Here is a 25721-nt window from a genome sequence, read left to right on the forward strand (position 1 = left end):
CGAACATCGTAACGGGAGCGCATCGGCTGCGCTATGCGTTGGCGCATCATGCGCGCCTTTGCCGATCTTCTCGACAGCCTGATCTACACACGCTCGCGCAACGCCAAGCTCAAGCTGATCGGCGACTATCTCCGCGCCACCCCCGATCCGGACCGCGGCTGGGCAATGGCGGCGCTTACCGGCACGCTCGACCTGCCCGCGGTGAAGCCCGCCCTGCTCCGCGCGCTGATCGAGGCGCGGGTCGATCCGGTGCTCTATGCGATGAGCCGCGACTTCGTTGGCGATTCGGCCGAGACGATCGCCTTGCTCTGGCCCGAGCCGGTGCCCCCGCCCGAGGATAGCGCACCACTCACCGTCTCCCAGGTGATCGCCACGCTCGGGAGCATCTCGAAGTCCGACGCTCCCGCAGCCCTCGCCGCGATGCTCGACCGGCTGGAGGCGGACGAACGCTTCGCCCTGCTCAAGCTTGCCACCGGCGCGCTGCGCGTCGGCATCTCCGCGCGGCTCGCCAAGACCGCGCTCGCCCAGGCCTTCGGACTGGACGTCGATGCGGTGGAGGAAGTCTGGCACGGCCTGACCCCGCCCTATCAAACGCTGTTCGACTGGGCCGAGGGGCGCGGCGAACAGCCGACCACGCGCAACGTGCCGGTGTTCCGCCCCTTCATGCTCGCCCATCCGCTCGAGGCCGAGAGCGTCGATCTGGCCGACTATGCCGCCGAGTGGAAATGGGACGGCATCCGCGTCCAGCTCGTCCATGTCGCCGGCGAGACCCGGCTCTACAGCCGCGCCGGCGACGACATCACCCACAGCTTCCCCGAAGTCGCCGCCAGCTTCGCCACACCCGGCGTGCTCGACGGCGAATTGCTGGTGAAGGGCGAGTTCCAGGGCGGCGAAGCAGCCAGCTTCAACGCCCTCCAGCAGCGCCTCGGCCGCAAGGCGGTGAGCGCCAGGACGCTCGCCGACTATCCCGCCTTCGTCCGCCTCTACGACATCCTGTTCGATGGCGACGAGGACCTGCGCGAGCTTCCCTGGAGCGCGCGCCGCACCCGGCTCGAAGCCTTCGTCCCTCGTCTCGATCCCGAGCGCTCCGATCTTTCCGCGGTGATCGAGGCCGCGGACTTCGCCGCGCTGGAGGAGATTCGCGCCGGCGCCCGCGATGCCGCCATCGAAGGGGTGATGCTCAAGCGCCGCACATCGCCCTATGTCGCCGGGCGCCGCGCCGGGCTCTGGTACAAATGGAAGCGCGATCCGCTGATCGCCGATTGCGTGCTGATGTATGCCCAGCGCGGCTCGGGCAAGCGCAGCAGCTTCTATTCCGACTATACTTTCGGCGCCTGGACGCCGGAAGGCGAGCTGCTGCCCGTGGGGAAAGCCTATTTCGGCTTCACCGACGAGGAGCTGAAATGGCTCGATCGCCATGTGCGCAACCACACGGTCAACCGCTTCGGCCCGGTGCGCGAGACCGACAAGAGCCTCGTCCTCGAAGTCGCCTTCGATTCGATCCACGAATCGAAGCGGCACAAGTCCGGCCTGGCGATGCGCTTCCCCCGGATCAGCCGGATCCGCAACGACAAGCCCGCCAGCGAAGCAGATACGATCGAGACGTTGCGCAAGCTCGCCACCTGAGCCAGTCTCGCGGCATGGGGGAAGAGCAACGCATCGCGCCCGTGCCGCTGATCGTCGCCGTTCTGGCGGGGCCGGCGATCGCGTCGCTGCTGCCGGGCATCTTCGCCGCCGGATCGAACGCGGGTGACAGCTTCCTGCGCATCTGGGGCACGCTCGCGCTGTTCGGGGTCTGCTATGCCGCGATCGTCGGCGTGCCGCTTGCGCTGCTGCTCCTGCGCGACCCCGCCTTGCCCTGGCGCCGCTGGTTCGGCACCGGCCTGCTCGCCGGGCTGGTGACCGCCGCGCTGGTGCTGGGCTGGACCGCATTGTCGAGCGCGCGGCATCTGGTCGCCGGGCAATGGTCCGAAGTGCAGGTGCTCACCTTGTGGATCGTCGTGCCGCTGGTGCTGCTCTCGGCGATCGTTTCGCGAATCACCCTCGCTTTGTGGCTGGGCCGCCGCCAGATCGAATTGTGAGCCCCGAATTCCTCGCCCCGGCGATGATGATCGCCTCGGGTTCGATCCACGCGGTGGTCAACGCCATCCTCAAGGGCGGCAAGGACAAGATGACCGGCCGCGCGATCATCGACGGATCGAGCGCGCTGATCCTGCTGCCCGCCACCTTGCTGGTGCCGCTGCCGCACGGCGCCTGGGGCTGGCTCGGCCTCAGCGCCGCGATCCATTGCCTCTATCTCTACGCGGTCGTCCGCGCCTTCGAGGCCAGCGACTTCTCCGCCGCCTATCCGGTGATGCGCGGCGCCGCGCCGATGCTCACCGCCGCACTGGCGATCCTGGTCTTCGGCGAAGCCGTGCCGATGCGCGAGGCGCTGGGTATCGCGGTGATCGGCGGCGCGGTCGCCACGCTGGTGATCGGTCGTCACCTGGGCCGGGCCGGGCTCGGCTGGGCATTGCTCACCGCCGCGATGATCGGCTGCTACACCGTGGCCGACGCCCATGGCGTGCGCGCCGCGCCCCGGCCGGTCAGCTATATCGTCTGGTCCTTCGTGCTTTCCGGCGCGGCGATCGTCACCATGTTCGGCCTGGTATCGCGCGGCCGGATCTTCGCCGCCGCGCTGGCCCAGTGGAAGCCGGGCACCGCGGCGGGCGCGCTGTCGATCCTGACCTACGGCCTGGCGCTCAACGCCTTCGCGCTCGGCGCCGTCGCCCCGCTCGCCGCACTGCGCGAGACCGGCATGATCACCGCGCTGGTGATCGCTGTGGTCTTCCTGGGCGAAAAGGTGACGCTGGTCCGCGCACTCAGCGTCACCGGGATCCTGGCCGGCGCGGCGCTGATCCTGACCGCCTAGCCCCTGGGCGAAGGCGTGCTCGTCCCGTCCGCCCGCTCGATCGTCACGCCGGTTACGCCGCCCTCACCCGTGAAGCGCACGCGGGTGCGCGGATCGCCGTCCAGCGTGAACAGGTCGCCGCCCAGCGGGACCAGCACCGACTTGGGGCCACCGTCGCGCTGCCAGGTGAGTGCGCCATTCTCCAGCGCCACGGTGCGCGGCCCATAGCGTCCGGCATAGGCGGCAAGCGCCCGCGCCGGCGTCACCGGGGTCAGCCGCGCGCCATAGAGCGCCGCCGTCCATTCGAGCTCGGTCTTCTGCGGCCCCTGCGCTTTCGCGGCGAGCGTCAGTGCGGCTTCCTGCTGCGCCCGGTCCAGCGCCTTTTCGACCGGCACGGCGATCTTCGGCGCCACGCCCGTACCTTCCCAATTGCCGCCGCCCGGCAGCTCGGGGTAGCCGACCGAGACGCTGATCAGATAGCCGCCCGGCACCGCGAAGAACTCGTTGCGATAGGCGGCCCCGGCAGTGGGCGCGCCGATCAGCGTGCCGAAGCCGAGTCGCGCGACGTGGCTGACGAACTCCTCCGCCGCCGACGCGGCGCGACCGCTGGTCAGCACATAGAGCGGCAGGTTGAGCTGCCCGCCGGGAACCGCCTCGCTGGTCGACGTGGTCGGCGCGTCGCTGCGCATATGGAAGGTCACCAGCTTGGTGCCGGCAGGCACGAAATAGCTGGTCAGCCGGCGCACCGCCTCGGGGCTGCCGCCGCCATTGCCGCGCAGGTCGAGGATCGCGGCATCGCCATCGCGCAGGAACGCCATCGCCGCATCGATCGCCGCCTTGCTCTCGTCGCCGGTCCAGCCGAACCCGTCATAGCGGGCATAGCGGACATTGCCGGGCAGCAGCTTCATCTCGGTGATGCCGTGATTACCGCGACGCAGCAGCGCCTTGAAGAAAGGCGTGTTCTCGATCTCGTCGTCCTGGCTGCCGCGCTTGGCGATTTCCGCCGAAGCGCGCGGATCGAAGGACAGCCCCAGATGCTTGTCGGCGGCGACGGCGAACATATCCTCGTTGATCCGGCGGGTCAGCTCACCCGGATCCTCGACATTGTAGCGACCCGACTTGAGCCCCTTGGCGAGCGCGGCATCGAGCGGGGCACGCTTGGCGGCGAGCACATAGTTCTCGGCGATCGCCTTGCGAATGCCGGCGACGATCTCGGCCGTGCCGGCCCTGGGCGCAGCAACCGGGGCCGGGCCGGGGCCCTGCTGCGCCTGGGCGACGACGGAAAGACCGGCCGAGAGAGCCAGCGCCGTGACGAATGCGATCTTCATGGGTCATCCCCCGACTGTGTTACTTGACCAACACTCTATGATCCGAACCCCGGGCGCGTGGCGCGCAATTTCGCCTGCCTGCTTGCCAAAATCTGGCATAGTGGCGGCGATGACCAATGACGACATGGACCTGCGCATCCTCGCGCTGCTGCAAGAGGATGCACTGATGACGGCGGACCTGCTCGCCGAACGGCTGCCGCTGTCGCCCAGCGCAATCGCCCGCCGGATCCGGCGCATGCGCGGCGACGGCACGATCGCCGCGGACGTCTCGATCGTCTCCGAGGAGGTCGGCCCGTTCCTATCAGCGCTGGTCCATGTCCAGTTCGATCGGCATTCGCTCGACGCGCTGCAAGGCTTCCAGCGCCGGCTGATCGCCAGCCCGCACGTCCAGCTCGTCGCCGAAGTGACCGGCAGCTTCGACCTGGTGCTGGTGGTGAGCGCCCGCGACATGGATGCGTTCAACGCGCTGGTCGATTCGCTGCTCGGCAATGATCCGGTGGTGCGTCGCTACGAGACCAGCTTCTTCAAGCGCCGCCGCAAGTTCACCCCCGCGCTGCCCTTGCACGAGCTGCTTGGGGACTAGGTTCGCCGGCTAGGAGAAGTGATACCAGTAGATCCCTTCGCCTACCGTCCGGTAGCCGGACCTGCGCCTGGGGAGCCTGGCAGGATCGCGCGGGACCCAATAGCCCCAGCTGTCGTCGAAATAGACCTTCACGGGGATGTCCACGCCGTCTTCGTCGATCCGCACCCATTCGGGCCGGAGCGACCCGATCGTACGCGGCCAGTGCGATTCGGGGACTCGCGACGATGCATCGACGTGCGGATTGGCCATGAGCGCCCGTGCCTCGGCACGAATCGCGGCCAGCGTCGCGGGATCCTGCGCGGGGTTCGGGCTGCACCCTGGCAACACCAGCACCGCGACGCAGATCACCGCCTGCGCGCGCATCCGTCCGAACACCATGCGCCTCCCCCCAAAAGCAAAAGGGCCGGACGTTTCCGCCCGGCCCCTTTGTTTGTCTGCCTGAAGGCTGATCTCAGCCCTGCGGCGTGAGGTTCACCGCGGCATACTTGCCGCGGCGATCGACTTCGAGTTCGAACTCGAGACGGTCGCCTTCGTTGAGCGTCGGCATGCCGGCACGCTCGACGGCCGAGATGTGCACGAACGCGTCCGGCTGGCCATCATCGCGCTGGATGAAGCCGAAGCCCTTCATGGCGTTGAAGAACTTGACCGTACCGGTCGCCTTCTCGCCAGTCAGCTGACGCTGCGGGCCACCACGGTCGCCGCCGCCGAAGCCGCCACGATCGCCGCGATCTTCACGCGGTGCGCGCTCTTCGACCGGCATCGGCTCGCCGTCGATCTTCAGTTCGGTAGCCGAGATACGGCCGCCGCGATCGACAAGCGTGAAGCCAAGCGGCTGGCCTTCGGCCAGGCCGGTGAGGCCTGCCTGCTCGACCGCCGAAATGTGCACGAAGACGTCTTCGCCGCCATCATCGCGAACGACGAAGCCGAAGCCCTTCTGCGCGTTGAAGAACTTAACGACACCGGTGCCTTCGCCGATGACCTGCGGGGGCATACGGTTGCCGCCGCCGAAGCCGCCGCCACCACCGCCGCCGAAGCCGCCACCGCCGCCGCCGCGGTAACCACCGCCACCGCCGCCGCCGCCGAAGCCGCCACCGCCGCCGCGGTAACCACCGCCGCCACCGCCACCGAATCGGTCACCGCCGCCGAAACCGCCGCGATCCTCGAAACCGCCGCCGAAGCTGCTGCCGCCACCAAAATCATCGCCGCCGAAGCCATCACGCTTGTCGCGGCCACGTCCGCCGCGATCCCCACGGCGCCCTCTATCGAAACTCATGCCCTGTTCGTCTTCCCGGTTCGCCCACAAATCAAATCAAAAGCCAAGCGCCGGACGAAAAACGCAGGTCTTCCAGCGCAAAAACTTGCGCCATGGAATCGGCCATAGCCCAAAATCGTACAGCGAGCGAACGAAATTCGACTTGAAATGGCCGAACTATCGTTAATCGCAGCGCTTGCGCCACATTCCGTCGCAGGGCAGAGCTGTTCGCCATGGACGCGATCACCGAATTGCTCGCCAGTCCGGCCGCCTGGGCCGCGCTCGTCACCCTTGTCGTGATGGAGGTGGTGCTCGGCATCGACAACCTGATCTTCATCTCGATTCTCTCGAACAAATTGCCCGAGGAACAGCGTCAGCGCGCCCGCCGGGTGGGCATCTCGCTTGCCCTGGTCATGCGGCTTGCGCTGCTCACCGCGATCAGCTGGATCATCAGCCTGAAGAACACCGTGTTCAGCCTGGGGCTGACCGGCCCGCTCGACGCGCATGGCCTGCCCAGCTTCGAGACCGATTTCTCCTGGAAGGACCTGATCCTGCTCGCCGGCGGCCTGTTCCTGATGTGGAAGGCGACGACCGAGATCCATCATTCGGTCGACGCCGATGCGCCGGGCGAGGCGGACCAGCTGCTCGACAAGAAGAAGGTCGCCTCGATCACCTTCACGGCCGCGATCGTCCAGATCCTGCTGCTCGACATCGTCTTCTCGGTCGATTCGATCCTGACCGCGGTCGGCATGACCGAGCATGTCGAGATCATGTACGTCGCGGTGATCGCCGCGGTGGCGGTGATGCTGATCGCCGCCGATCCGCTGGCCAACTTCATCAACCGCAATCCCAGCGTCGTGATGCTGGCGCTCGGCTTCCTGCTGATGATCGGCATGGTGCTGATCGGCGAAGCGTTCGGGGCGCATATCCCCAAGGGCTATATCTATACCGCCATGGCCTTTTCGGCGGGTGTCGAGGGGCTCAATATCTGGGCGCGCACCAACCGCGCGCGCAGGCAGGCGGCGAAGCATGCACCTCCGGCCATTGAGCCCGGCGGCGAACAGGGCTAGGCGACCCGGATGACTGTGCATTTCCACGAAGAAGATATCCCCGAGGGCCTGTTCGCGCCGGGCGCCTCGATCGCCGTCGACACCGAGACGATGGGGCTGATCACGCCGCGCGACCGGCTGTGCGTCGTCCAGCTGTCCGACGGTTCCGGCGACGAGCATCTCGTCCGCTTCGGCCCGCGCTCCAGCTATGACGCGCCGAACCTGCGCATGCTGCTCGCCGATCCCGAGCGGCTGAAGCTCTATCATTTCGCCCGGTTCGACCTGGCGGCGATCCGCTTCTACCTCGGCGTCATCGCCGGGCCGGTCTATTGCACCAAGACCGCCTCGCGCCTGGTGCGCACCTATACCGATCGCCACGGCCTCAAGGAGCTGGTCCGCGAGCTGGTCGGCGTCGAGGTGTCGAAGCAGCAGCAGAGCTCGGACTGGGGCGGCCCCGAACTTTCCGAGGCGCAGCGTGAATACGCAGCGTCCGACGTGCGTTACCTGCACGCGATGAAGGAAGAACTCGACAAGCGCCTCGAACGCGAAGGCCGGACCGACCTCGCCCAGGCGTGTTTCGAATTCCTCCCCTGGCGCGCCGAACTCGACCTGGCCGGCTGGCCCGAAACCGACATCTTCGCGCATATCTGATGTCCGAGGTCGCCGCCCGGCTGAAATCTCAGAAGCGCGGCTGGGCGCATCCCGGCAGCGCGCACGACCGCGTCGTGCGCCTGTCGCTGATCTTCCTGCCCGTCGGCATCGGCGTGCTGTCGGCCTTCCTGATCCTCGCGCCGCTGCTCACCAAGGGCGATGTGAGCTTCGTGCTCGACAAGAACAAGGTCGACATGGCCACCGAGCGGCTCCGCCTCGAATCGGCCGTGTATCGCGGTGAGGATTCGAAGGGCCAGGCGTTCCGGCTCAATGCGGGCTCGGCGATCCAGAAGAGTTCAGCCGAGCCGATCGTGCAGCTGCGCGACCTGAACGCGGAGATCAACCTGCCCGAGGGTCCGGCGACCCTCAAGGCGGATCGGGGCCACTACGATCTCGACAAGGAACAGGTGTCGTCCGACGGGCCGATCAAGTTCCAGACGACCGACGGCTATGTCCTCGACACCACCAACGCCACCGTCGACCTGAAGACCCGCAAGATGGAAAGCGGCGGCGCAGTAACCGGCAAGACGCCGACCGGCGTGTTCAGCGCCAACAAGCTGACTGCCGACTTGGAAAACCGCACCATCTCCCTAGATGGCAATGCACGCTTGCGGATTACCCCCAAGCGCGCGAATAGGCGCTAGAACATGATCCGTGCGACTGCCCTGCTTCCGATCGGCTTCACGCTGGCATTGCTTGCCGCGTCGCCCGCGGCTGCGCAGCAGCGGCACGACAGCAACGCGCCGATCGATTTCGACGCCCAGCATATCGAGCTGCAGGACAAGGCCAACCGGGTCATCCTGTCGGGCGGCGTGCGCATCAAGCAGGCGGAGATGACGCTCACCGGCGCGCGGGTCACCCTCGCCTATACCGGCCAGATCACCGATGGCTCGCCCGAAGTGTCGCGGCTCGACGCCTCGGGCGGTGTCACCATCACCCGGCCCGACCAGAGCGCGACCGGCCAATATGCCGTCTATGACGTCAACAAGCGGATCATCACCATGGTCGGCGGCGTCACGCTCAAGCAGGGGCCGAACAACGTCTCGGGCGGTCGCCTGGTCATCAACCTCGACACCGGCCGGGCGACGATCGACGGATCGGGCGTCGGCGGATCGAGCGGCACCTCCGGCACGCCGGGCGTGCAGAGCCGCGGCGGCCGCGTGACCGGCCGCTTCTCGGTGCCCAAGCGCGCCGGCAGCGCCACCACCGCCCCCGCACCTTCCGCCACCCCGGCTCCGAAACAGTAATCGCCCTTTTTCCACGGCACGCCGCTCGGGGCTTCCCTTCCCCGCCGTCTTCATGCAGGAATCCTGCCAAACGGCTGCGGGAAACCCGTCGGTAACGCGCACCGTCCATACAGGAACCACGTATGACCGACGTCGCCACCCTCGAAACGCCCGTCGCCGATCCGGCGCCGCTGCCCGACAAGGGGCTTGCGGTCGTCTCGATCGCCAAGTCGTACGACAAGCGCGTGGTGCTGACGGACGTGTCGGTCTCGGTAGGCCGCGGCGAGGTCGTAGGCCTGCTCGGCCCCAATGGCGCCGGCAAGACCACCTGCTTCTATTCGGTGATGGGCCTGGTGAAGCCCGACAGCGGCCGCATCATGCTCGATGGCGAGGACATCACCCGCCTGCCGATGTATCGCCGCGCGATCCTCGGCCTGGGCTATCTGCCACAGGAAACCTCGATCTTCCGCGGGCTCAGCGTCGAGGGCAACATCTCCGCAGTGCTCGAGCTGGCCGAGCCCGACAAGGCGGCGCGCAAACGCAGGCTGGACGAGCTTCTCGACGAATTCGGTCTTACCCGGCTGCGCGCCGCGCCGGCGATGGCGCTGTCGGGCGGTGAGCGCCGCCGCGCCGAAATCGCCCGCGCGCTGGCCGCCGACCCGACGATCATCCTGCTCGACGAGCCGTTCGCCGGCATCGATCCGCTTTCGATCTCGGACATTCGCGACCTGATCATCCAGCTCAAGCAGCGCGGCATCGGCGTGCTGATCACCGATCACAATGTCCGCGAGACGCTCGACATCGTCGATCGCGGCTACATCATCTATGATGGCCGGGTGCTGTTCGCCGGCTCCCCGGGCGATCTCGTCCGCGACGAGAATGTCCGCCGCCTCTATCTTGGCGAGAGCTTCGAGCTCTAATCGCCGATGAGTCTCGCGCCTCGCCTCGATCTGCGCCAGTCGCAATCGCTGGTGATGACGCCGCAGCTCCAGCAGGCGATCAAGCTGCTGGCACTGTCCAACCTCGAAATCGAGACGTTCATCGCCGAGGAGCTGGAGAAGAACCCGCTGCTCGAAAGCAGCGGTACCGGCAATGACGAGCGTGACAATGAACCGGCCGATGCGCCCGAGCCCGATGGCGATTTCCAGGAACGCGACGGCCCGGCCGATGCCAGCGAGCTGATCGCCGGCGGCGGCGAGGCGGCGGGCGAGGCCGCGCTCGACGTGGATTTCGCCGCCGAAACCTTCCACCACGACAGCGGCAGCGACACGCTGGGCGGCGCGGGGATGGACGGCAGCCTGGGTCTCACCGGCGCGAGCGGCGGCGGCGCGCCCGAGGATGGGCCGGACTTCGACAATCTCGGCAGCGCCGACCTCAGCCTCGCCGATCACCTGATGGCGCAGGCGGGCGCCAGTGTGGACGGCCGCGACCTGTTCATCGCCGCGCACCTGATCGACCAGATCGACGAGGCGGGCTATCTCACCGCGCCCTTGCTCGACATCGCCAACCGGCTGAACGTGCCGCTTGCTCGGGTCGAGGGCGTGCTGGCGACGATCCAGACCTTCGACCCCACCGGCGTTGGCGCGCGCAACCTCGCCGAGTGCCTAGCGCTGCAGGCGAAGGAAGCAGATCGCTACGACCCCTGCATGGCACGGCTGATCGACAATCTCGATCTCGTCGCGCGCGGCGACCTGCCCCGCCTCAAGCGCATCTGCGACGTCGATGACGAGGACCTGGCGGACATGATCCGCGAGCTGCGCAACTATGACCCCAAGCCCGGCTGCCGCTATGGCGGCGAACCCACGCTCGCGGTTACCCCGGACATCTTCGTCGCGCGCCGCGGCATGGGCTGGGCGGTCGAGATCAATGCCGCGACCCTGCCCCGCCTGCTGGTCAACCGCGCCTATTACACCGAAGTCTCCGCCGGCCCGCAGGACAAGGCGAGCAAGGCCTGGCTGTCCGACATGCTGGCCAGCGCCAACTGGCTGGTGAAGGCGCTCGACCAGCGCCAGCGCACGATCATCAAGGTCGCATCCGAGATCGTGAAGCAGCAGGAAGCCTTTTTCCTCAAGGGCGTCGCGCACCTCAAGCCGATGACGCTGCGCCAGGTCGCCGAGGCGATCGAGATGCACGAATCGACGGTCAGCCGCGTCACCTCGAACAAATATCTCAGCTGCGCGCGCGGGCTGTTCGAGCTCAAATACTTCTTCACCTCGGCGATCCAGTCGTCCGAGGGCGGCGACGCGGTGTCGGCCGAAGCGGTGAAGAACGCGATCCGCACGCTGATCCAGGCGGAGGATCCCAAGAAGATCCTGTCCGACGACACGCTGGTCGAGTTGCTCAACGCCAAGGGCTTCGACATTGCCCGGCGCACGGTCGCGAAATATCGCGAGGCGATGGGGATCGGCAGCTCGGTGCAGCGCCGCCGGCAAAAGGCATTGGAGGGCGTGGGTTGATTCGATTCCTGTGGTTGGTGCTCGCGTTGCTCATGCCGATGGCGGTACAGGCGCAGGACAGGCTCGTCGTGATGAGCTTCAACGTCCGCCTCCCCGCCCCTTCGGACGGCGCGAACATCTGGGAAAAGCGCCGCGACCTGTTCGTCGGGACGATCGCCGCGGCAGCGCCCGACGTGATCGGCACGCAGGAGCTGTTCAAGCTCCAGGGCGATTATCTGGTCGAGCGCCTGCCCGGCTATAGCTGGTTCGGGATCGATCGCCGCGGCGGCCATGCCGACGAGCATATGGGCGTCTTCTATCGCCGCGACCGGCTCAAGCTGATCGAGCATGGCGATTTCTGGCTGTCGGACACGCCCGAGGTGCCGGCCAGCATCAGCTGGGGCAATCTCTATCCGCGCATGGTCACCTGGGGCCTGTTCGAGACCCGGGCCGGCAAGCGATTCTACCTGCTAAACACCCATTTCCCCTATCGCGCCGAGGACGAGGCGGCCCGCGAGAAATGCGCGCGGCTGCTTCAGGCACGGATCGCCGCCCTGCCCAAGGGCGTGCCGGTGGTGCTCACCGGCGACTTCAACACCGTCCCCGAATCGACCTCGCACGCGCTGCTCGGCGAGACGCTGGCCGATGCCCGCGGCGCCGTCGCCAGGCCGGTCGGCCCGGAAGCGACCTTCCACGCCTTCAAGGGCGTGCCCGATCGCCGGATCGACTGGATCTTCACCCGCGGCTTCACCGTGCGCGGCTATCGCACGATAGATACCCACAACGGCCCGCTCTATCCCTCGGATCACTATCCGGTGGTCGCGACGCTCGGATGGTCGAAGCCGGCCCGGCGCTAGGGAAGGTGCGCCTTAGGATTTTGGTAGGTGGATAACGCTATCGCAGGTGCCATGTCCGCGGATTTCACCATCGACGTCGAGCCCGAGCGCGATCTCGTCCGCATCCGGATGCGCGGCTTCTTCACGACTGAGGACATCGACGCCTTTCTCGTCGAGCGTGCCACCGCCCATGGCCGGTTGACCTGTGGGCCCAACCAGCATCTCACGCTCAATGACCTGCGCGAGATGAAGATCCAGGCGCAGGAAAGCGTCGAGACGTTCCGCACCATGCTGGCCGACCCCGCCTATCGCTCGCGGCGGCTGGCTTTCGTGATGGGCAAGACACTGGCCCGCACCCAGCTGAATCGCGCGCTCGACCAGCGCTATGCCCGCTGCTTCGAGGATGTAGCGACGGCCGAAGCCTGGCTGTTCGCCGGCACGGATCGCGCCGCCGCCTGATCAGTTCGCCGGCTTGTTGGCCCCCGCGACCATCGCATCGAAATCCTTCTTGGTCAGCGCGAGCAGCAATCCCTTGTTGTTCTTGCCGAACGCCTCGAGTGGCACCTCGACCTTGCCCGCCTCCGCGACGATCACCGCGGCGGCCATGCTGACCGACTCGACCTTGCCGAGCACCACGCCCTTCGAATCGCGCACTTCGCTGCCGGCGGTGACGTCCCCGGGCTTGGCGGGCACCGCCCGCGCCGTCTTCGGCTTCTCGGCGTCGAGGCGCGAATCGCGCACCGCCTTGTCGATCCGCGCCGCGCTGTCGTCCGGTCCCTTGAGCTCCGGCGCGTCCACCGATCCAACCAGCACCGGCATGCCCGGCCCGGTCGATCCCTGCTGCGCCTGCGCCGCGCCGGCACCCAGCGTCAGTCCCGCGGCAATCGCCGCCAGCTTCACTGCTTTCATTTGTCCCTCTCCTGTCTTTTGCCGGGAATGGTATCGGTAACAGGAGCAGTGGGCAATCAGTCGTCCTCATCCTCGAATCCGGCCAGGTCGAGCGCCCGGGCCTTGACCTGGTGGAGCCGGCACCAATGGACCAGCGCATCCTCCCGCCCATGCGTCACCCAGACTTCGCGGGGCTCCAGCTCGCGGATCGTGCGGGTCAGCTCGTCCCAATCGGCATGATCGGACAGGATCAACGGCAGCTCGACATTGCGCTGCCGGGCACGCTGGCGGACGCGCATCCAGCCCGATGCCATCGCGGTGATCGGATCGGGCAGCCGGCGTGACCAGCGATCATTGAGCGCGCCGGGCGGGCAGAGGATGATCCGCCCCTGCAATTCGGCCCTGGCGACGCCCGTGGCCGGGCGCAGCTCGCCAAGGTCTACGCCCTGCTCGACATAGAGGTCGCACAGCCGCTGCAGCGCGCCGTGCAGGTAGATCGGATCGTCGAACCCCATCACCCGCAGCTCGGAGATCACCCGCTGCGCCTTGCCCAGCGCATAGGCACCCACCAGCACGCAGCGCTCCGGATTGGCGCGGAGCGCGGCAAGCAGCTTGTCGAGCTCGTCATGCGTCTCGGGATGGCGGAAGACAGGGAGCCCGAACGTCGCCTCGGTAATGAACACGTCGCAGGGCACCGGCTCAAACGGCGCGCAAGTGGGATCCGGGCGGCGCTTGTAATCGCCCGAGACGACGATCCGTTCGCCGCGATGCTCGAGCACGATCTGCGCCGAGCCGAGGACATGGCCGGCAGGAACGAAACGGATATCGATGCCGTGCATGCTGATCCGCTCGCCATAGGCAACGGGATTGCCGCTCTGCGGCCCGTAGCGCGCTTCCATGATCGCCAGCGTCTGGGGCGTGGCCCACACCGCCTCATGGCCGCCCCGGGCGTGATCGGCATGCCCGTGGGTGACCAGCGCGCGGCGGACCGGCTGCGACGGATCGATCCAGATATCGGCCGCCGGCAGATAGATGCCGGTGGGTCTAGGATCGATCCAGTCGCCGAGCTTCGCCATCATGCCTATATGGTCGGGATGGCCGCCGGTTCCCAGCTCCCCCCAACATTGTCGAACTGGTTCGCGGCCCGTGGCTGGGCGCCGCGCCGCCACCAGCTCGAGATGCTGGAAGCGGGCCGGCGTGGCGAGCATGCGCTGCTGGTGGCGCCGACCGGCGCGGGCAAGACGCTGGCGGGCTTCCTGCCGACCCTGGCCGAGCTGATCGAAGCACCCGCCGACGGGCTGCACACACTCTATATCTCGCCGCTCAAGGCGCTGGCCGTCGATGTGCAGCGCAACCTGCTCACCCCGATCGAGGAAATGGGCGCCGCCATCCGCGTCGAGACCCGTACCGGCGACACACCCTGGGAAAAGAAGGTCCGCCAGCGCGCGCGGCCGCCGCAGATCCTGCTGACCACCCCCGAATCGCTCAGCCTGCTGCTTTCCTATGAGGACAGCCTGACGATGTTCGAGGGGTTGCGGACGGTGGTGATCGACGAGGTCCACGCCTTCGCCACCGGCAAGCGCGGCGACCTGCTCGCCCTCGCCCTGGCCCGCCTCCAGCGGCTTGCCCCAAACCTGCGCCGGGTGGCGCTATCGGCTACGGTCGCGGATCCGGACGGCTATCGCGCCTGGCTGGCCCCGCATGGCGATATCGATACGGTCACCCTGGTGCAGGGCGAGAAGGGCGCCGAGCCCAATATCGCGATCCTACTGCCCGAGGACCGGGTCCCCTGGGCCGGCCATTCGGGCGTCTATGCCATCCCCCAGGTGATGGCCGAGATCGAGACGCACCAGACGACCATCGTCTTCTGCAACACCCGCGGTCTGGCCGAACTGGTCTTCCAGCAGCTGTGGAAGGTCAACGAGCTCAAGCTGCCGATCGGCGTGCATCATGGCAGCCTGAGCCTCGAGGCCCGCCAGCGTGCCGAGCAGGCAATGGCGGACGGGCAGCTGCGCGCGCTGGTCGCCACCGCCAGCCTCGATCTCGGCGTCGACTGGGGCGATGTCGATTGCGTGATCCAGATGGGCGCGCCCAAGGGTTCGTCGCGCCTGCTCCAGCGCATCGGCCGCGCCAACCACAGGCTCGACGAGCCCTCGGAAGCCGTGCTCGTGCCCGGCAACCGCTTCGAGTATCTCGAGGCCCGCGCCGCGCTCGACGCCGTCGAGCAGGGCGAGCTCGATCCCGACGTCTTCCGCCCCGGCGCGCTCGACGTGCTGGCGCAGCATGTCATGGCCTGCGCCTGCGCGTCGCCTTTCGACCGTGACCAGTTGCTGCACGAAATCCGCGCAGCATTGCCCTATTCGGCGCTCCCCGACGAGACGTTCGATCGGGTGCTGAGCTTCATCGCCGATGGCGGCTATGCGCTGCGCGCCTATGACAAGTTCAAGCGGCTGACCAAGGGCCGGGACGGGCTGTGGCGGGTGACCACCCCGGCCTTTGTTGCGCAGCATCGCTTGAACGCCGGCATCATCGTCGAATCGCCGATGATGGAGGTGCGCTTCAAGAATGGCCGGCGGCTCGGCAAGGTCGAGGAAGCGTTCGGCACCCAGCTTTCGCCCGGCGACGCCTTCGTCTTCGCCGGGATGGCGGTGGAGGTCGAGCGCGTCGAGCTGACCGACCTGATCGTCCGCGCTACCGCCAAGCCCGCGCGCTATGTCTCGTACATGGGCGCGCGCCTCGCGATCACCGCGACGCTGTCCGAGCGGGTTCGCCATTTCCTGCACGACCGCAGCCAATGGCGGCGCTTTCCCGATGATGTCCGCGAATGGCTCGAGGTGCAGGAACGTCGTTCGGCGATCCCCGCGCCCGGCCAGCTGCTCGTCGAGACCTTCCCGCACGAGGGCAAGCACCACATGGTCGTCTACAGCTTCGAGGGCTGGAACGCGCACCAGTCGCTCGGCATGCTGGTGACTCGGCGGATGGAGGCGCTGGGGCTCAAGCCGCTCGGCTTCGTCGCCAATGACTATGCGCTTGCCGTCTACGGGCTGGAGAAGATCGAGGACCCGGCCGCCTTGTTCTCGCCCGACATCCTCGAGCATGAGTTCGTCGAATGGGTGCAGGGCTCGGCTCTGCTCAAGCGCGCCTTCCGCGAAGTGGCGATCATCGGCGGGCTGGTCGAGCGCCAGCATCCGGGGAAGAAGAAGACCGGGCGCCAGGTCACCTTCTCGACCGACCTGATCTATGACGTACTGCGCAAGTACGAGCCCGATCACCTGCTGCTGCGCGCCGCCTGGGCCGATGCGCGGGCGCGGATGACCGATGTCGGTCGGCTAGGCCATCTGCTCGATACCGCCGCCGACACGATGCTGCATGTCGATCTGCCGCGCGTGTCGCCGATGGCGGTGCCCGTCCTCATCATGATCGGCCGCGAGAATGTCGCCCAGGGCATGACCGAGGACGCGCTGCTGATGGAAGCCGAGGACATCGCGGCGGAGGCGATGCGGCTCGATTAGACACAATTCAGACAATTGCTGCGCAGCATGGATGGGTGTACCTTCACAGGCATGAACAGGCTCGCAGCGCTTCTCCTGCTCCCGCTGGCCGCAACCGCCGGAGCCCATGACCTCCAGAATCCGAGCGAGCGCACCCCGCCGCCCCAGGATCCCGAGCTGACCATGCCCAGCCCGGAGGATGTCGAGGCGACGCTGCTGGCGCTGGGCGAGCTCGACGCGCGACTGACCGTTCCGGTGGCCGTCGGGACGAGCGGCCCCTACAACTTCATCATCGACACCGGTGCCGAGCGCACGGTCGTATCGCGCGAGCTTGCCGGCTCGCTGAAGCTCGGCGCTTCCTCTCCGGTGGTGATTACCTCGATGACCGGCCGCGACACGGTCAACACCGTGCTGGTCCCCGGGCTGAGCATCAAGTCGATCGGCGAGCAGCATACCATCATCGCTCCCGCGCTGGAGGCGCGCAACCTTGGCGCGCTCGGCCTGCTCGGCATCGACACGCTGCGCAACCACCAGGTCACGATCGACTTCGAGAAGGGCGTGATGGCCGTGCGCCCCAGCACGAAGCGCAACGCCTTTTCCAAGCGCGACCGCGACGAGATCGTGGTCACGGCCAAGAGCGTGTTCGGCCAGCTGATCGTGACCGACGCCTATTACGACAATACCCGCATCCAGGTGGTGCTCGATACCGGCAGCCAGGTGACGATGGGCAACAGCGCGCTGCGCAAGCGGGTGGGTCGCGACACGCCGCGGTCGCAGAGGATCCTGCTGACCAGCGTGACCGGCGACCAGACCACGGCGGACTATACCCAGGTGCCCAATGTCACGGTCGGCCAGGTGCGCTTCGGCTCGATGCCGGTCGCCTTTGCCGACGTCACGCCCTTCGAGCGCTTCGGCCTGGTCAAGCGACCGGCATTGCTGCTCGGCATGGATGCGCTGCGCAGTTTCCGCCGGGTCGAGATCGATTTCCCCAATCGCCAGGTCCGCTTCCTGATGCCCAGGGACAACAAGCCGAAACAGGCGGGGACCGGATCGATGCTGCCGGGGGTGCGCGGCATGGGGACGATCCATACCTATTGAGCGGCGCAAAGGGCTACTGGCATTGACTTTGGCCGCCCGGGCGCGTTGACACCGGGATCATGACCAGCCTTTCGCGCGCCGCGCTCGCATCGCTTCCCGCATCCGTCACCCGGCCGGGACACGATATCGAATCCCTCCGCACCGGCGTAGTCCATTTCGGCCCCGGCGCCTTCCATCGCGCACACCAGGCCGATGTGTTCGACCGGGTGCTGGACAGCGATCCGCGGTGGGGCATTGCGGCGGTTTCGTTGCGCAGCGCGGGCACGGTCGATGCGCTCAAGGCGCAGGACGGGCTTTATACGCTTGCGGTGATCGACCGCGAGCCGAGCACCCGCATCATCGCCGCACATTCGGACGCGATCGGCCCCGGCGAAGGCGCGAAGCTGCGCACACTGCTCGCCGATCCTTCGGTCAAGATTGCGACCAGCACCGTGACCGAGAAGGGCTATTGCCTGGGCGCCGACGGTTCGCTCGACTTCAACCATCCCGACATCGTCCATGACCGCACCCGCCCCGACGAGCCGGCGAGCGTGATCGGCTGGATCGTCTCGGGCCTCGCCGATCGCCGCGCGGCGGGCGCGCCGCCCTTCGCGATGCTCTGCTGCGACAACATGACCGGCAATGGCGGCAAGCTCCGCGCCGCCTGCGTCGCGCTCGCCGGCGAATGGGACGCCAAAGCAGGTAATGGGGGTCTGGCCGACTGGATCGCGCATGAAGTCGCCTTCCCCGATTCGATGGTCGATTCGATTACCCCGGCAAGCGACCCGGCCTTCCTGGCCAAGATCGCCGAAGAACTGGGTGTGACCGATGCAGCCGCCGTGCAGCGCGAGCGCTTCACCCAGTGGGTGCTGCAGCGCTTCGATCTTGCCGACGGGCCGGACCTCGGCGCAGCCGGCGTCACCCTGACCAACGACGTGCAGGGCTATGAACAGGCCAAGCTGCGCATCCTCAACGGCGCGCATTCGAGCCTGGCCTATATCGGCCTGGCGCTCGGCCATGAGACGGTGTTCGAGGCGGTCAGCGATCCCGCCCTCGGCGCCTTTGTCGGCCGGCTGATGCATGAGGACATCGCCGGCTCGCTCAAGCCGGTCGAGGGCCTGGACGTGCAGAGCTATGCGGGCGCGGTGCAGGACCGCTTCCGCAACCCGGCAATCCGCCACCTGCTCAGCCAGATCGCCTGGGACGGCTCGCAGAAGCTGCCCTATCGCCTGCTCGACACCGTTCGCGATCGGCTGGCCGCAGGCGAGAGCGTGGAGCGGCTGGCGGTGCCGGTGGCGGCATGGATCGCCTTCCTCCACCGCAAGGCGACGCTCGGCGAGAAGATCACCGACCCGCTGGCCGAAACACTGGCCCAGGCCGCGGCCAGCGCCGATCCCGCCAGCGCGGTGCTGGCGCTGCGCCAGGTGTTCCCGGCCCAGCTCGCCGAAGATCCGCGCTTCCGCGACGCGGTGACCGATGTGGTTCCGGCATTCCTGGAAGGCCGGGCGACGGCGCTGCTGGCGCGTTGATCCTGCAGAGGCTCGACAGCGACTCGCGAAAGTACACAAAGTACAGGCCAAGCGCGGGTTTTCCGGCGCCTAAAGTTGGCATAAGTTCCCGTAAACGCGGCGCATCCCGCAATGATCTTGCGCGAGCGTGATCCTATTTCCCCTACGATCGGCAAGAGCGGCGGGGGTACCCGGCGGCATCAGGCAAGCAGGCGAAATCCTACATTGCAAGGTTGAGAGGCCGGCTCCCCGGCGAAGGCCGGGGATCAGCAAGGCGCAAGGATCAGATCGCCTGCGGCGCCCCGTCGCGCAGCACATGGGTGCAGAGCTGCGCCTCGGGCGTGTCGTCTTCCTCCAGCGCGGCGACGGTGACCCAGCCCTCGGCGCGAAGGCCCGCGCCGATGCCGGGCGGGGTGCCGAAGGGCAGGAACAGCCGGCGGCGCTCGTCCGCGCTGATCGCGGCGTCGAGGATCGGATCGGCAAACAGCGAGAAGCCGACCGCCGTCTCCTCGCGGCCGTTGCCGTGGAGGATCGTATAGGTGCCGCCGCGGCCGATCTCGGCGCGGGCGCCGTGCGCGAACAGCGAGAAGCCGAGCCAGCTCTGATATTCGAAGCCATGGCGCTCGGTGGGATCGAGGGTGAGCGCGGCCTGGCCCCGGATGCTCGCGGCAATCTCGGCAAGACCGTCGAGGCGGGTCGCGAGCGCCTTGCCGGCGTCGATCGCGCGGAGGCGCTCGATCGCGGCATCGAAGGGCCCGGCCGCCTCGATCAGCGGAAGGTAGCGCGGATCGATCGCGGCAACGCCGGCGGCGTCCTTGGCATCGAGCCGCTCGCGCAGGGTGGCGAGCTGGGCCGGCGTCAGGCTGTCGCTGGCGAGGCAATCGACCAGGTCCGGCAAGGTGAAGTCGAGCGCGATGCCCTGGACACCGGCGGCCTGCAGCGCCTCGATCGCGACGCGTACGATCTCGGTGGCGGCGGCAACGGTATCGAGGCCGATCAGCTCGGCGCCGATCTGGCGGGTGGCGCGCAGCGGATCGAGCTCCGAAGCGGAGAGCTTCATCACCGGCCCGGCATAGGAGAGGCGCACCGGACGCGGATGGTGCGCCATGCGCGTCGCGGCGATGCGGCCGATCTGGGCCGTGAGATCGGGACGGATCGCCAGCGTGCGCTGCGACACCGGATCGACGAACCGCACCGCGTCCCGCAGGCCGCTGGCGGCCTTGAGACGCGCGCTCAGCTCGTCGGCGAATTCGGCGAGCGGGGGATCGACCTGCTCATAGCCATAGCCGCGCGCGACACCGAGCACGCGGGATTCCAGCCGCGATGCCGCATCGGCCGCAGGCGGGAGACGATCGTGGAAGCCTTCGGGAAGTAAACCGCTCATCCGGCTCCCCTAGAACATTCCGCCGCCCCGGTGAAACCCGGGACGGCGGATATCGTGCATCAGAACGCCAGTGCCATCGCAGTCTTCACGCCCGGGAGCGCGCGGACCTTGGCAAGGAGCTCCTCGCTGACCTTCTCGTCGACCGAGAGCAGCAGGATGGCTTCGCCACCCGCTTCGCGGCGGCCAAGGTGGAAGGTGCCGATATTGACACCCGCCTCGCCCAGCGTGGTGCCGAGGCGGCCGATGAAGCCCGGCGCGTCCTCGTTGACGATGTAGAGCATGTTGCCGGCGAGGTCGGCTTCGACCTTGATGCCGAACAGCTCGACCAGGCGCGGTGCGGAATTGCCGAACAGCGTGCCGGCCACCGAGCGATCGCCCTGCGCGGTGCCGACGGTGACGCGGACCATGGTGTGGTAATCACCTTCGCGGTCATGGCGCACTTCGCGCACGTCGAGGCCGCGCTCCTTGGCGAGGAACGGCGCGTTGACCATGTTCACCGTGTCCGAATGGACGCGCATCAGCCCGGCGAGCACCGCGCCGACGATCGGCTTCTGGTTGAGCTCGGCTGCGGCGCCTTCGCTCTCGATCGCGATGTTCTTGAGCTCGCCATGCGAGAGCTGGCCGACCAGCGAACCCAGCTTCTCGGCAAGCGCCATGTACGGCTTGAGCCGCGGCGCTTCCTCGGCCGAGAGGCTCGGCATGTTGAGCGCGTTGGTGACGCCGCCCGAGACGAGGAAATCGGCCATCTGCTCGGCGACCTGGATCGCCACATTGACTTGCGCTTCGGTGGTCGAGGCGCCGAGGTGCGGGGTCGACACGAAGTTCGGCGTGCCGAACAGCGGGTGCTCCTTGGCGGGCTCCACTGCGAAAACGTCGAGCGCGGCGCCGGCGATATGGCCCGATTCGAGGCCCTGCTTGAGCGCAGCCTCGTCGATCAGGCCGCCGCGCGCGCAGTTGATGATGCGCACGCCGCGACGCGTCTTGGCGAGGTTCTCGGCCGAGAGGATGTTGCGGGTCTGATCGGTAAGCGGGGTGTGCAGCGTGATGAAGTCCGCACGCAGCAGCAGGTCGTCGAGCGACACCTTTTCCACGCCCATTTCGATCGCGCGCTCCGGGGTGAGGAACGGATCGAAGGCGACGACCTTCATGCGCAGGCCGAGCGCGCGATCGGCGACGATCGAGCCGATATTGCCGGCGCCGATCAGGCCGAGCGTCTTGCCGGTGAGCTCGACGCCCATGAAGCGGTTCTTCTCCCACTTGCCGGCCTGGGTCGAGGCGTCCGCTTCCGGCAACTGCCGGGCGAGCGCGAACATCAGCGCGATAGCGTGCTCGGCGGTGGTGATCGAGTTGCCGAACGGGGTGTTCATCACGACGACGCCGCGCGCCGAGGCGGCGGGGATGTCGACATTGTCGACACCGATGCCGGCGCGGCCGACGACCTTGAGGTTCGGCGCCGCGTCGAGGATCTCCTGGGTCACCTTGGTCGAGCTGCGGATGGCGAGGCCGTCATAGTTGTTGATGATCGCCTTGAGCTCTTCCGGGGTCTTGCCGGTGATCTCGTCGACCTCGACGCCGCGCTCGCGGAAGATCTGCGCGGCCTTGGGATCCATTTTGTCGGAAATCAGTACCTTGGGCATGGGATATGTTCCTGATGCTTCGGTCGTCATCCCCGCGAAGGCGGGGATCCATTGTCGCTGATGCTGCGGCTCTTTCGACGACCTGCGTGAATGGATTCCCGCCTTCGCGGGAATGACGTTCTAATTAAGCAGCCTTGGCTTCGGCGTAGGCCCAGTCGAGCCAGGGGCCGAGCGCCTCGATATCGGCGGTGTCGACCGTGGCGCCGCACCAGATGCGGAGGCCCGCCGGAGCGTCGCGATAGCCGGCGACGTCATAGGCCGCGCCTTCTTTCTCGAGCAGGCCGGCGAACTTCTTGATGAAGGCTTCGTCCGCACCCTCGACCGTGAGGCACACGCTGGTCTTCGAGCGGATGCCGTGCAGCTCGGCGAGATGACCGAGCCACGGCCGCGCCGCGACGATCTTGTTGAGCGCATCGGCATTGGCGTTCGAGCGGGCCATCAGCCCGTCGAGGCCGCCCAGGCCCTTGGCCCATTCGAGCGCGAAGATCGCGTCCTCGACGGCGAGCATCGAGGGGGTGTTGATCGTCTCGCCCTTGAACACGCCCTCGGCGAGCGCACCCTTGGAGACGAGGCGGAACACCTTTGGCAGCGGCCAGGACGGGGTATATTCGGTCAGGCGCTCGACCGCGCGCGGGCCGAGGATCAGCACGCCGTGGCCGCCCTCGCCGCCCAGCACCTTCTGCCAGGAGAAGGTGGCGACATCGATCTTGTCCCAGGGCAGGTCGTAGGCGAACACCGCCGACGTGGCGTCGGCGAAGCTCAGGCCCTCACGATCGGCGGGGATCCACTCGCCGTCCGGCACGCGCACGCCCGAGGTGGTGCCGTTCCAGGTGAACAGCACGTCGGTCGACCAGTCGAGCGCATCGAGATCGGGGAGCTGGCCGTAATCGGCGCGCACGACGTTAGGCTCAAGCTTCAGCTGCTTGACCGCATCGGTGACCCAACCTTCACCGAAGCTTTCCCAAGCGAGCGTGGTGACGCCGCGGGCGCCGAGCATCGTCCACATCGCCATCTCGAAGGCGCCGGTGTCCGAGCCGGGCACGATGCCGATACGGTGCGTATCGGGCAGGCGCAGCATCTCGCGCATCAGGTCGATGCAATATTGGAGGCGGGTCTTGCCGATCTTCGAGCGGTGCGAGCGGCCGAGCGACTCGGTGGCGAGCTTCTCGGGCGACCAGCCGGGCGGCTTGGCGCAGGGACCGGAAGAGAAATAGGGACGCGCCGGCTTGGTGGCGGGCTTTGCGACAGGCGCAATAGTGGCGTCGGCGGCAGTCGAATCAGTCATGTAGTCTCTCCTTACAGAGAGCGCGCGCGGCGTTGGGACCGCGTGGCCCGCCGACGGCCCTAGCGGCGGCCCCGTGAAAGTCAATTGCGCGCAAGCCCCGATCCGCGCACATTTCTGACGTTAACCATGTCGTACGGCTATGCTGCTAGGGTGAGGCCATGCGCGTATTCAGCCTGTTCCTGCCCCTGTTCCTCGCTGGCTGCATCTTCGGCGGCGGCGACGAGCGCCCCGCCCCGCGACCGGCATCGGGACCGATTCGCGAGCGGCCGGGTGGCCCGATCACGCTCAATGGCCCGACACCGCGCGAGACGCAGCAATGCTTCGCCGACCTGTCACGCGAAGGGGTGCGCTACAGCGGCCTGCCCGACCGTGATTTCGGCAGCGGTTGCGTGGTGACCGGCGCCGTGCAGCTGCTCGACATCGGCGTGCCGGTGACCGGGTTGAAGTCGATGAAATGCGGTCTCGCGCGCAGCTTCACCGCCTGGGTGCGCTTTGCCGTTGCGCCCGCCGCGCGGCAGATGCTGGGCAGCGACCTGGTCAGGGTCGAGACCTATGGCACCTATTCGTGCCGCGGGATCATCGGCAACAGCACGGCATCGGCGGCGCGCATGTCCGAGCATGGGCTGGCCAATGCGGTGGATGTCTCGGGCTTCGTGCTCGCGGATGGCCGCAGGGTGACGATCGAACGCGACTGGCGGACGGGCGATGGCCAGGTTCGCGCGTTCCTGGAGACGATCCACGGATCGGCCTGCAAGCGCTTCGGCACGGTGCTGAGCCCGGACTATAACGCGGCGCACTACAACCACCTGCACCTCGACATGGGAAGGGGTCCGTTTTGCCGCTGATTGCAGGGCGCCTCGGATCGGCTTAAGCCGGTCGAAATGAACGATACGAGAGTCCCGAGCCGCGTTTTCCGCCCTGCCCAGCAGGAAGTGCAGAACGCCAACACCGCCAGCGGCACGCCCCAGACCGAGCATCCCGCCTACCGCCTCGCCTTCCAGGACATGGACTTCCTGTTGCGCGATGATTTGCGGCCGATCCGTTTCCAGCTCGAGCTGCTCAAGCCGCAGCTGCTGCTCGACGAGGCGCACATCAAGTCGACCTTCGTCATCTATGGCTCGGCGCGCATCCCCGAGCCGGACAAGGCAGGCGCGCTGCTCGAGCTGGCCGAGACCCCGCAGCAGAAGAAGATCGCCGAGCGGCTGGTCGAGAAGTCGAAATATTATGACGTGGCCCGCGAGCTGGCGCAGCTCGCCTCCAACTTCCCGCTCGACGAAGCCGGCAACCGCCACTTCGTCGTGACCTCGGGCGGCGGCCCGTCGATCATGGAAGCGGCGAATCGCGGCGCGCGCGATGTCGGCGCCGACACGATCGGGCTCAACATCCTGCTGCCGCACGAACAGGCGCCGAACCCGTATGTGACCCCGGGCCTGTCGATGCAGTTCCACTATTTCGCGCTCAGGAAGATGCACTTCCTGCTGCATGCGCGCGCGGTGGCGGTGTTCCCGGGCGGCTTCGGCACGTTCGACGAATCGTTCGAGCTGCTGACCCTGATCCAGACCGGCAAGATCGAGCCGATCCCGGTGATCTTCTACGGCAAGGACTTCTGGACCCGCGTCGTCAATTTCGAGGCGCTGTGCGAGGAGGGCGTGATCTCGCCCAAGGACCTCAACCTGTTCCACTTCTGCGAGACCGCCGAAGAGGGCTGGCAGATCGTCCAGGACTTCTGGAAGGACAAGGATCACACGGTGATCGCACGGCCGCGCCCGGGCATCGACAAGCCCGAGACGGTGCTCAAGCAGGGCTAGGCAAGCGTGAGGTAAAGCTCGGCCTCGATCACCCAGTCGTCGCCGAGCTTGCGCCACTTGGCGGTGTAGGTGCCCGACGCCTGCATCGCCCCGCCCTGCGCGGCGACGCCTTCCCAATGGCCATGCTCGAAAGCGATCGGTGCGACCGGCGACACCGTGATCGCGTCGGGCATGCGCGTGTAGATGCTGCGGTCCTGCATCGCGAATTCGCGCTTCCAGGCGTGCAACTGCGCCTTGCGGCCGGTGATCAGCGCGCTGTCCGTCCCCGCGACCAGCACGACATCGTTCGCGAGCAGCGGACCGATCGCGGCAAGATCCGCCTCGGCCAGCGCGCGGTTGAACGCCGCGCGGCGGATGCGGATGTCGAGTTCGGGGGTCAGGTGCTGGGCCATG

26 protein-coding genes are annotated in these 25721 nt (G+C 67.5%); 17 read left to right on the forward strand and 9 right to left on the reverse strand.

Annotated elements, in window-relative coordinates; all coding sequences use genetic code 11:
• Positions 1-48 precede the first annotated feature (48 nt).
• From AC1RJ5_RS12490 to AC1RJ5_RS12500, 3 genes are read left to right on the forward strand one after another with little or no spacing between them, the layout of a single operon-like run.
• Positions 49-1626, forward strand: a complete 1578-nt coding sequence (locus AC1RJ5_RS12490; RefSeq protein ID WP_493114687.1) for a cisplatin damage response ATP-dependent DNA ligase — start codon at positions 49-51, stop codon at positions 1624-1626.
• A gap of 14 nt (positions 1627-1640) precedes the next feature.
• The gene (locus AC1RJ5_RS12495) at positions 1641-2081 is read left to right on the forward strand and encodes a hypothetical protein (protein WP_269573607.1); all 441 of its coding nucleotides are present in this window, start codon (positions 1641-1643) and stop codon (positions 2079-2081) included.
• Positions 2078-2911 carry a DMT family transporter gene (locus AC1RJ5_RS12500; RefSeq protein ID WP_269573606.1) on the forward strand — a complete coding sequence of 278 codons (834 nt, stop codon included), beginning with the start codon at positions 2078-2080 and terminating at the stop codon, positions 2909-2911. The genes AC1RJ5_RS12495 and AC1RJ5_RS12500 overlap by 4 nt, the downstream gene beginning before the upstream one ends.
• Here AC1RJ5_RS12500 and AC1RJ5_RS12505 read toward each other — a convergent pair.
• The gene (locus tag AC1RJ5_RS12505) at positions 2908-4218 is read right to left on the reverse strand and encodes a S41 family peptidase (protein ID WP_493113586.1); all 1311 of its coding nucleotides are present in this window, start codon (positions 4216-4218) and stop codon (positions 2908-2910) included. The genes AC1RJ5_RS12500 and AC1RJ5_RS12505 overlap by 4 nt on opposite strands.
• 109 nt (positions 4219-4327) lie before the next feature.
• On the opposite strand from AC1RJ5_RS12505, the gene AC1RJ5_RS12510 reads away from it, so the two are divergent.
• The gene (locus AC1RJ5_RS12510; protein WP_269573604.1) at positions 4328-4801 is read left to right on the forward strand and encodes an Lrp/AsnC family transcriptional regulator; all 474 of its coding nucleotides are present in this window, start codon (positions 4328-4330) and stop codon (positions 4799-4801) included.
• A gap of 9 nt (positions 4802-4810) precedes the next feature.
• On the opposite strand, the gene AC1RJ5_RS12515 is transcribed toward AC1RJ5_RS12510, so the two are convergent.
• Both AC1RJ5_RS12515 and AC1RJ5_RS12520 read right to left on the reverse strand, forming a co-directional pair.
• Positions 4811-5179, reverse strand: coding sequence for a hypothetical protein (locus AC1RJ5_RS12515; RefSeq protein ID WP_493113588.1), 369 nt, complete (start codon positions 5177-5179; stop codon positions 4811-4813).
• A 73-nt stretch (positions 5180-5252) separates the two neighbouring features.
• A complete protein-coding gene (locus AC1RJ5_RS12520) occupies positions 5253-6074 on the reverse strand; it encodes a cold-shock protein (RefSeq protein ID WP_269573602.1) in 822 nt (273 codons plus the stop codon).
• 212 nt (positions 6075-6286) lie between these two features.
• Between AC1RJ5_RS12520 and AC1RJ5_RS12525 the strand changes: the two genes are divergently transcribed.
• The 8 genes from AC1RJ5_RS12525 (at position 6287) to AC1RJ5_RS12560 (ending at position 12709) form a co-directional block, all read left to right on the forward strand.
• Positions 6287-7123, forward strand: coding sequence for a TerC family protein (locus AC1RJ5_RS12525; RefSeq protein WP_269573601.1), 837 nt, complete (start codon positions 6287-6289; stop codon positions 7121-7123).
• Between the two features lie 9 nt (positions 7124-7132).
• Complete coding sequence (locus AC1RJ5_RS12530; protein ID WP_184162382.1) at positions 7133-7753, forward strand: ribonuclease D; 621 nt, start codon at positions 7133-7135, stop codon at positions 7751-7753.
• The gene (lptC, locus tag AC1RJ5_RS12535) at positions 7753-8397 is read left to right on the forward strand and encodes an LPS export ABC transporter periplasmic protein LptC (protein ID WP_269573600.1); all 645 of its coding nucleotides are present in this window, start codon (positions 7753-7755) and stop codon (positions 8395-8397) included. Before AC1RJ5_RS12530 ends, lptC begins: the two co-directional genes overlap by 1 nt.
• Before the next feature lie 3 nt (positions 8398-8400).
• Positions 8401-9000, forward strand: coding sequence for an LptA/OstA family protein (locus AC1RJ5_RS12540; protein WP_493113592.1), 600 nt, complete (start codon positions 8401-8403; stop codon positions 8998-9000).
• Between the two features lie 122 nt (positions 9001-9122).
• Positions 9123-9899: an LPS export ABC transporter ATP-binding protein gene (gene lptB, locus AC1RJ5_RS12545; protein WP_269573598.1), complete on the forward strand. Its 777-nt coding sequence runs from the start codon at positions 9123-9125 to the stop codon at positions 9897-9899.
• A 6-nt stretch (positions 9900-9905) separates the two neighbouring features.
• A complete protein-coding gene (gene rpoN, locus AC1RJ5_RS12550) occupies positions 9906-11435 on the forward strand; it encodes an RNA polymerase factor sigma-54 (RefSeq protein ID WP_493113594.1) in 1530 nt (509 codons plus the stop codon).
• Between the two features lie 17 nt (positions 11436-11452).
• Positions 11453-12271, forward strand: a complete 819-nt coding sequence (locus tag AC1RJ5_RS12555) for an endonuclease/exonuclease/phosphatase family protein (RefSeq protein WP_493113596.1) — start codon at positions 11453-11455, stop codon at positions 12269-12271.
• A gap of 51 nt (positions 12272-12322) precedes the next feature.
• Positions 12323-12709 (forward strand): hypothetical protein, encoded by a 387-nt coding sequence (locus AC1RJ5_RS12560; protein ID WP_184162399.1) that lies wholly within the window; start codon positions 12323-12325, stop codon positions 12707-12709.
• Here the strand turns inward: AC1RJ5_RS12560 and AC1RJ5_RS12565 are convergent, their stop codons facing one another.
• Together AC1RJ5_RS12565 and AC1RJ5_RS12570 are read right to left on the reverse strand one after the other, a co-directional pair.
• Positions 12710-13159 (reverse strand): hypothetical protein, encoded by a 450-nt coding sequence (locus AC1RJ5_RS12565; RefSeq protein WP_184162401.1) that lies wholly within the window; start codon positions 13157-13159, stop codon positions 12710-12712.
• Positions 13160-13215: 56 nt separating this feature from the next.
• Positions 13216-14214, reverse strand: coding sequence for a ligase-associated DNA damage response exonuclease (locus AC1RJ5_RS12570; protein ID WP_184162403.1), 999 nt, complete (start codon positions 14212-14214; stop codon positions 13216-13218).
• Positions 14215-14232: 18 nt separating this feature from the next.
• Between AC1RJ5_RS12570 and AC1RJ5_RS12575 the strand changes: the two genes are divergently transcribed.
• The 3 genes from AC1RJ5_RS12575 to AC1RJ5_RS12585 are packed head-to-tail and all read left to right on the forward strand — an operon-like array spanning position 14233 to position 19235.
• Positions 14233-16650 carry a ligase-associated DNA damage response DEXH box helicase gene (locus AC1RJ5_RS12575; protein ID WP_493113599.1) on the forward strand — a complete coding sequence of 806 codons (2418 nt, stop codon included), beginning with the start codon at positions 14233-14235 and terminating at the stop codon, positions 16648-16650.
• A 51-nt stretch (positions 16651-16701) separates the two neighbouring features.
• On the forward strand, positions 16702-17727 hold the full coding sequence (locus tag AC1RJ5_RS12580) for a retroviral-like aspartic protease family protein (protein ID WP_269573593.1): 1026 nt from the start codon (positions 16702-16704) through the stop codon (positions 17725-17727).
• A 59-nt stretch (positions 17728-17786) separates the two neighbouring features.
• Positions 17787-19235 (forward strand): mannitol dehydrogenase family protein, encoded by a 1449-nt coding sequence (locus tag AC1RJ5_RS12585; protein WP_493113601.1) that lies wholly within the window; start codon positions 17787-17789, stop codon positions 19233-19235.
• A gap of 262 nt (positions 19236-19497) precedes the next feature.
• Here AC1RJ5_RS12585 and AC1RJ5_RS12590 read toward each other — a convergent pair whose 3' ends face one another.
• The 3 genes from AC1RJ5_RS12590 to AC1RJ5_RS12600 all read right to left on the reverse strand — a co-directional run bounded on the left by AC1RJ5_RS12590 (position 19498) and on the right by AC1RJ5_RS12600 (position 23520).
• Entirely contained in the window at positions 19498-20598 is a 1101-nt protein-coding gene (locus tag AC1RJ5_RS12590) for an ATP phosphoribosyltransferase regulatory subunit (protein ID WP_342250923.1), read from the reverse strand.
• 59 nt (positions 20599-20657) lie between these two features.
• Positions 20658-22235 (reverse strand): phosphoglycerate dehydrogenase, encoded by a 1578-nt coding sequence (serA, locus tag AC1RJ5_RS12595; RefSeq protein ID WP_269573590.1) that lies wholly within the window; start codon positions 22233-22235, stop codon positions 20658-20660.
• A gap of 124 nt (positions 22236-22359) precedes the next feature.
• Positions 22360-23520, reverse strand: coding sequence for a phosphoserine transaminase (locus tag AC1RJ5_RS12600; RefSeq protein WP_269573589.1), 1161 nt, complete (start codon positions 23518-23520; stop codon positions 22360-22362).
• 158 nt (positions 23521-23678) lie between these two features.
• Between AC1RJ5_RS12600 and AC1RJ5_RS12605 the strand changes: the two genes are divergently transcribed.
• Together AC1RJ5_RS12605 and AC1RJ5_RS12610 are read left to right on the forward strand one after the other, a co-directional pair.
• Positions 23679-24365 (forward strand): extensin family protein, encoded by a 687-nt coding sequence (locus tag AC1RJ5_RS12605; RefSeq protein WP_493113604.1) that lies wholly within the window; start codon positions 23679-23681, stop codon positions 24363-24365.
• A gap of 36 nt (positions 24366-24401) precedes the next feature.
• Positions 24402-25328: an LOG family protein gene (locus AC1RJ5_RS12610; RefSeq protein WP_184162415.1), complete on the forward strand. Its 927-nt coding sequence runs from the start codon at positions 24402-24404 to the stop codon at positions 25326-25328.
• Here AC1RJ5_RS12610 and AC1RJ5_RS12615 read toward each other — a convergent pair.
• Entirely contained in the window at positions 25325-25720 is a 396-nt protein-coding gene (locus tag AC1RJ5_RS12615) for a YybH family protein (RefSeq protein ID WP_342250920.1), read from the reverse strand. The genes AC1RJ5_RS12610 and AC1RJ5_RS12615 overlap by 4 nt on opposite strands.
• Position 25721 lies beyond the last annotated feature (1 nt).

This window comes from Sphingomonas sp. GW822-FHT03G08, assembly GCF_058801135.1.

Coding starts and splice junctions, on each gene's coding strand:
- AC1RJ5_RS12490 (WP_493114687.1), top strand. CDS start 49: ATGCGCGCCTTTGCCGATCTTCTCGACAGCCTGATCTACACACGCTCG.
- AC1RJ5_RS12495 (WP_269573607.1), top strand. CDS start 1,641: ATGGGGGAAGAGCAACGCATCGCGCCCGTGCCGCTGATCGTCGCCGTT.
- AC1RJ5_RS12505 (WP_493113586.1), bottom strand. CDS start 4,218: ATGAAGATCGCATTCGTCACGGCGCTGGCTCTCTCGGCCGGTCTTTCC.
- AC1RJ5_RS12510 (WP_269573604.1), top strand. CDS start 4,328: ATGACCAATGACGACATGGACCTGCGCATCCTCGCGCTGCTGCAAGAG.
- AC1RJ5_RS12515 (WP_493113588.1), bottom strand. CDS start 5,179: ATGGTGTTCGGACGGATGCGCGCGCAGGCGGTGATCTGCGTCGCGGTG.
- AC1RJ5_RS12520 (WP_269573602.1), bottom strand. CDS start 6,074: ATGAGTTTCGATAGAGGGCGCCGTGGGGATCGCGGCGGACGTGGCCGC.
- AC1RJ5_RS12525 (WP_269573601.1), top strand. CDS start 6,287: ATGGACGCGATCACCGAATTGCTCGCCAGTCCGGCCGCCTGGGCCGCG.
- AC1RJ5_RS12530 (WP_184162382.1), top strand. CDS start 7,133: ATGACTGTGCATTTCCACGAAGAAGATATCCCCGAGGGCCTGTTCGCG.
- lptC (WP_269573600.1), top strand. CDS start 7,753: ATGTCCGAGGTCGCCGCCCGGCTGAAATCTCAGAAGCGCGGCTGGGCG.
- AC1RJ5_RS12540 (WP_493113592.1), top strand. CDS start 8,401: ATGATCCGTGCGACTGCCCTGCTTCCGATCGGCTTCACGCTGGCATTG.
- lptB (WP_269573598.1), top strand. CDS start 9,123: ATGACCGACGTCGCCACCCTCGAAACGCCCGTCGCCGATCCGGCGCCG.
- rpoN (WP_493113594.1), top strand. CDS start 9,906: ATGAGTCTCGCGCCTCGCCTCGATCTGCGCCAGTCGCAATCGCTGGTG.
- AC1RJ5_RS12560 (WP_184162399.1), top strand. CDS start 12,323: ATGTCCGCGGATTTCACCATCGACGTCGAGCCCGAGCGCGATCTCGTC.
- AC1RJ5_RS12565 (WP_184162401.1), bottom strand. CDS start 13,159: ATGAAAGCAGTGAAGCTGGCGGCGATTGCCGCGGGACTGACGCTGGGT.
- AC1RJ5_RS12570 (WP_184162403.1), bottom strand. CDS start 14,214: ATGGCGAAGCTCGGCGACTGGATCGATCCTAGACCCACCGGCATCTAT.
- AC1RJ5_RS12575 (WP_493113599.1), top strand. CDS start 14,233: ATGGCCGCCGGTTCCCAGCTCCCCCCAACATTGTCGAACTGGTTCGCG.
- AC1RJ5_RS12580 (WP_269573593.1), top strand. CDS start 16,702: ATGAACAGGCTCGCAGCGCTTCTCCTGCTCCCGCTGGCCGCAACCGCC.
- AC1RJ5_RS12585 (WP_493113601.1), top strand. CDS start 17,787: ATGACCAGCCTTTCGCGCGCCGCGCTCGCATCGCTTCCCGCATCCGTC.
- AC1RJ5_RS12590 (WP_342250923.1), bottom strand. CDS start 20,598: ATGAGCGGTTTACTTCCCGAAGGCTTCCACGATCGTCTCCCGCCTGCG.
- serA (WP_269573590.1), bottom strand. CDS start 22,235: ATGCCCAAGGTACTGATTTCCGACAAAATGGATCCCAAGGCCGCGCAG.
- AC1RJ5_RS12600 (WP_269573589.1), bottom strand. CDS start 23,520: ATGACTGATTCGACTGCCGCCGACGCCACTATTGCGCCTGTCGCAAAG.
- AC1RJ5_RS12605 (WP_493113604.1), top strand. CDS start 23,679: ATGCGCGTATTCAGCCTGTTCCTGCCCCTGTTCCTCGCTGGCTGCATC.
- AC1RJ5_RS12610 (WP_184162415.1), top strand. CDS start 24,402: ATGAACGATACGAGAGTCCCGAGCCGCGTTTTCCGCCCTGCCCAGCAG.
- AC1RJ5_RS12615 (WP_342250920.1), bottom strand. CDS start 25,720: ATGGCCCAGCACCTGACCCCCGAACTCGACATCCGCATCCGCCGCGCG.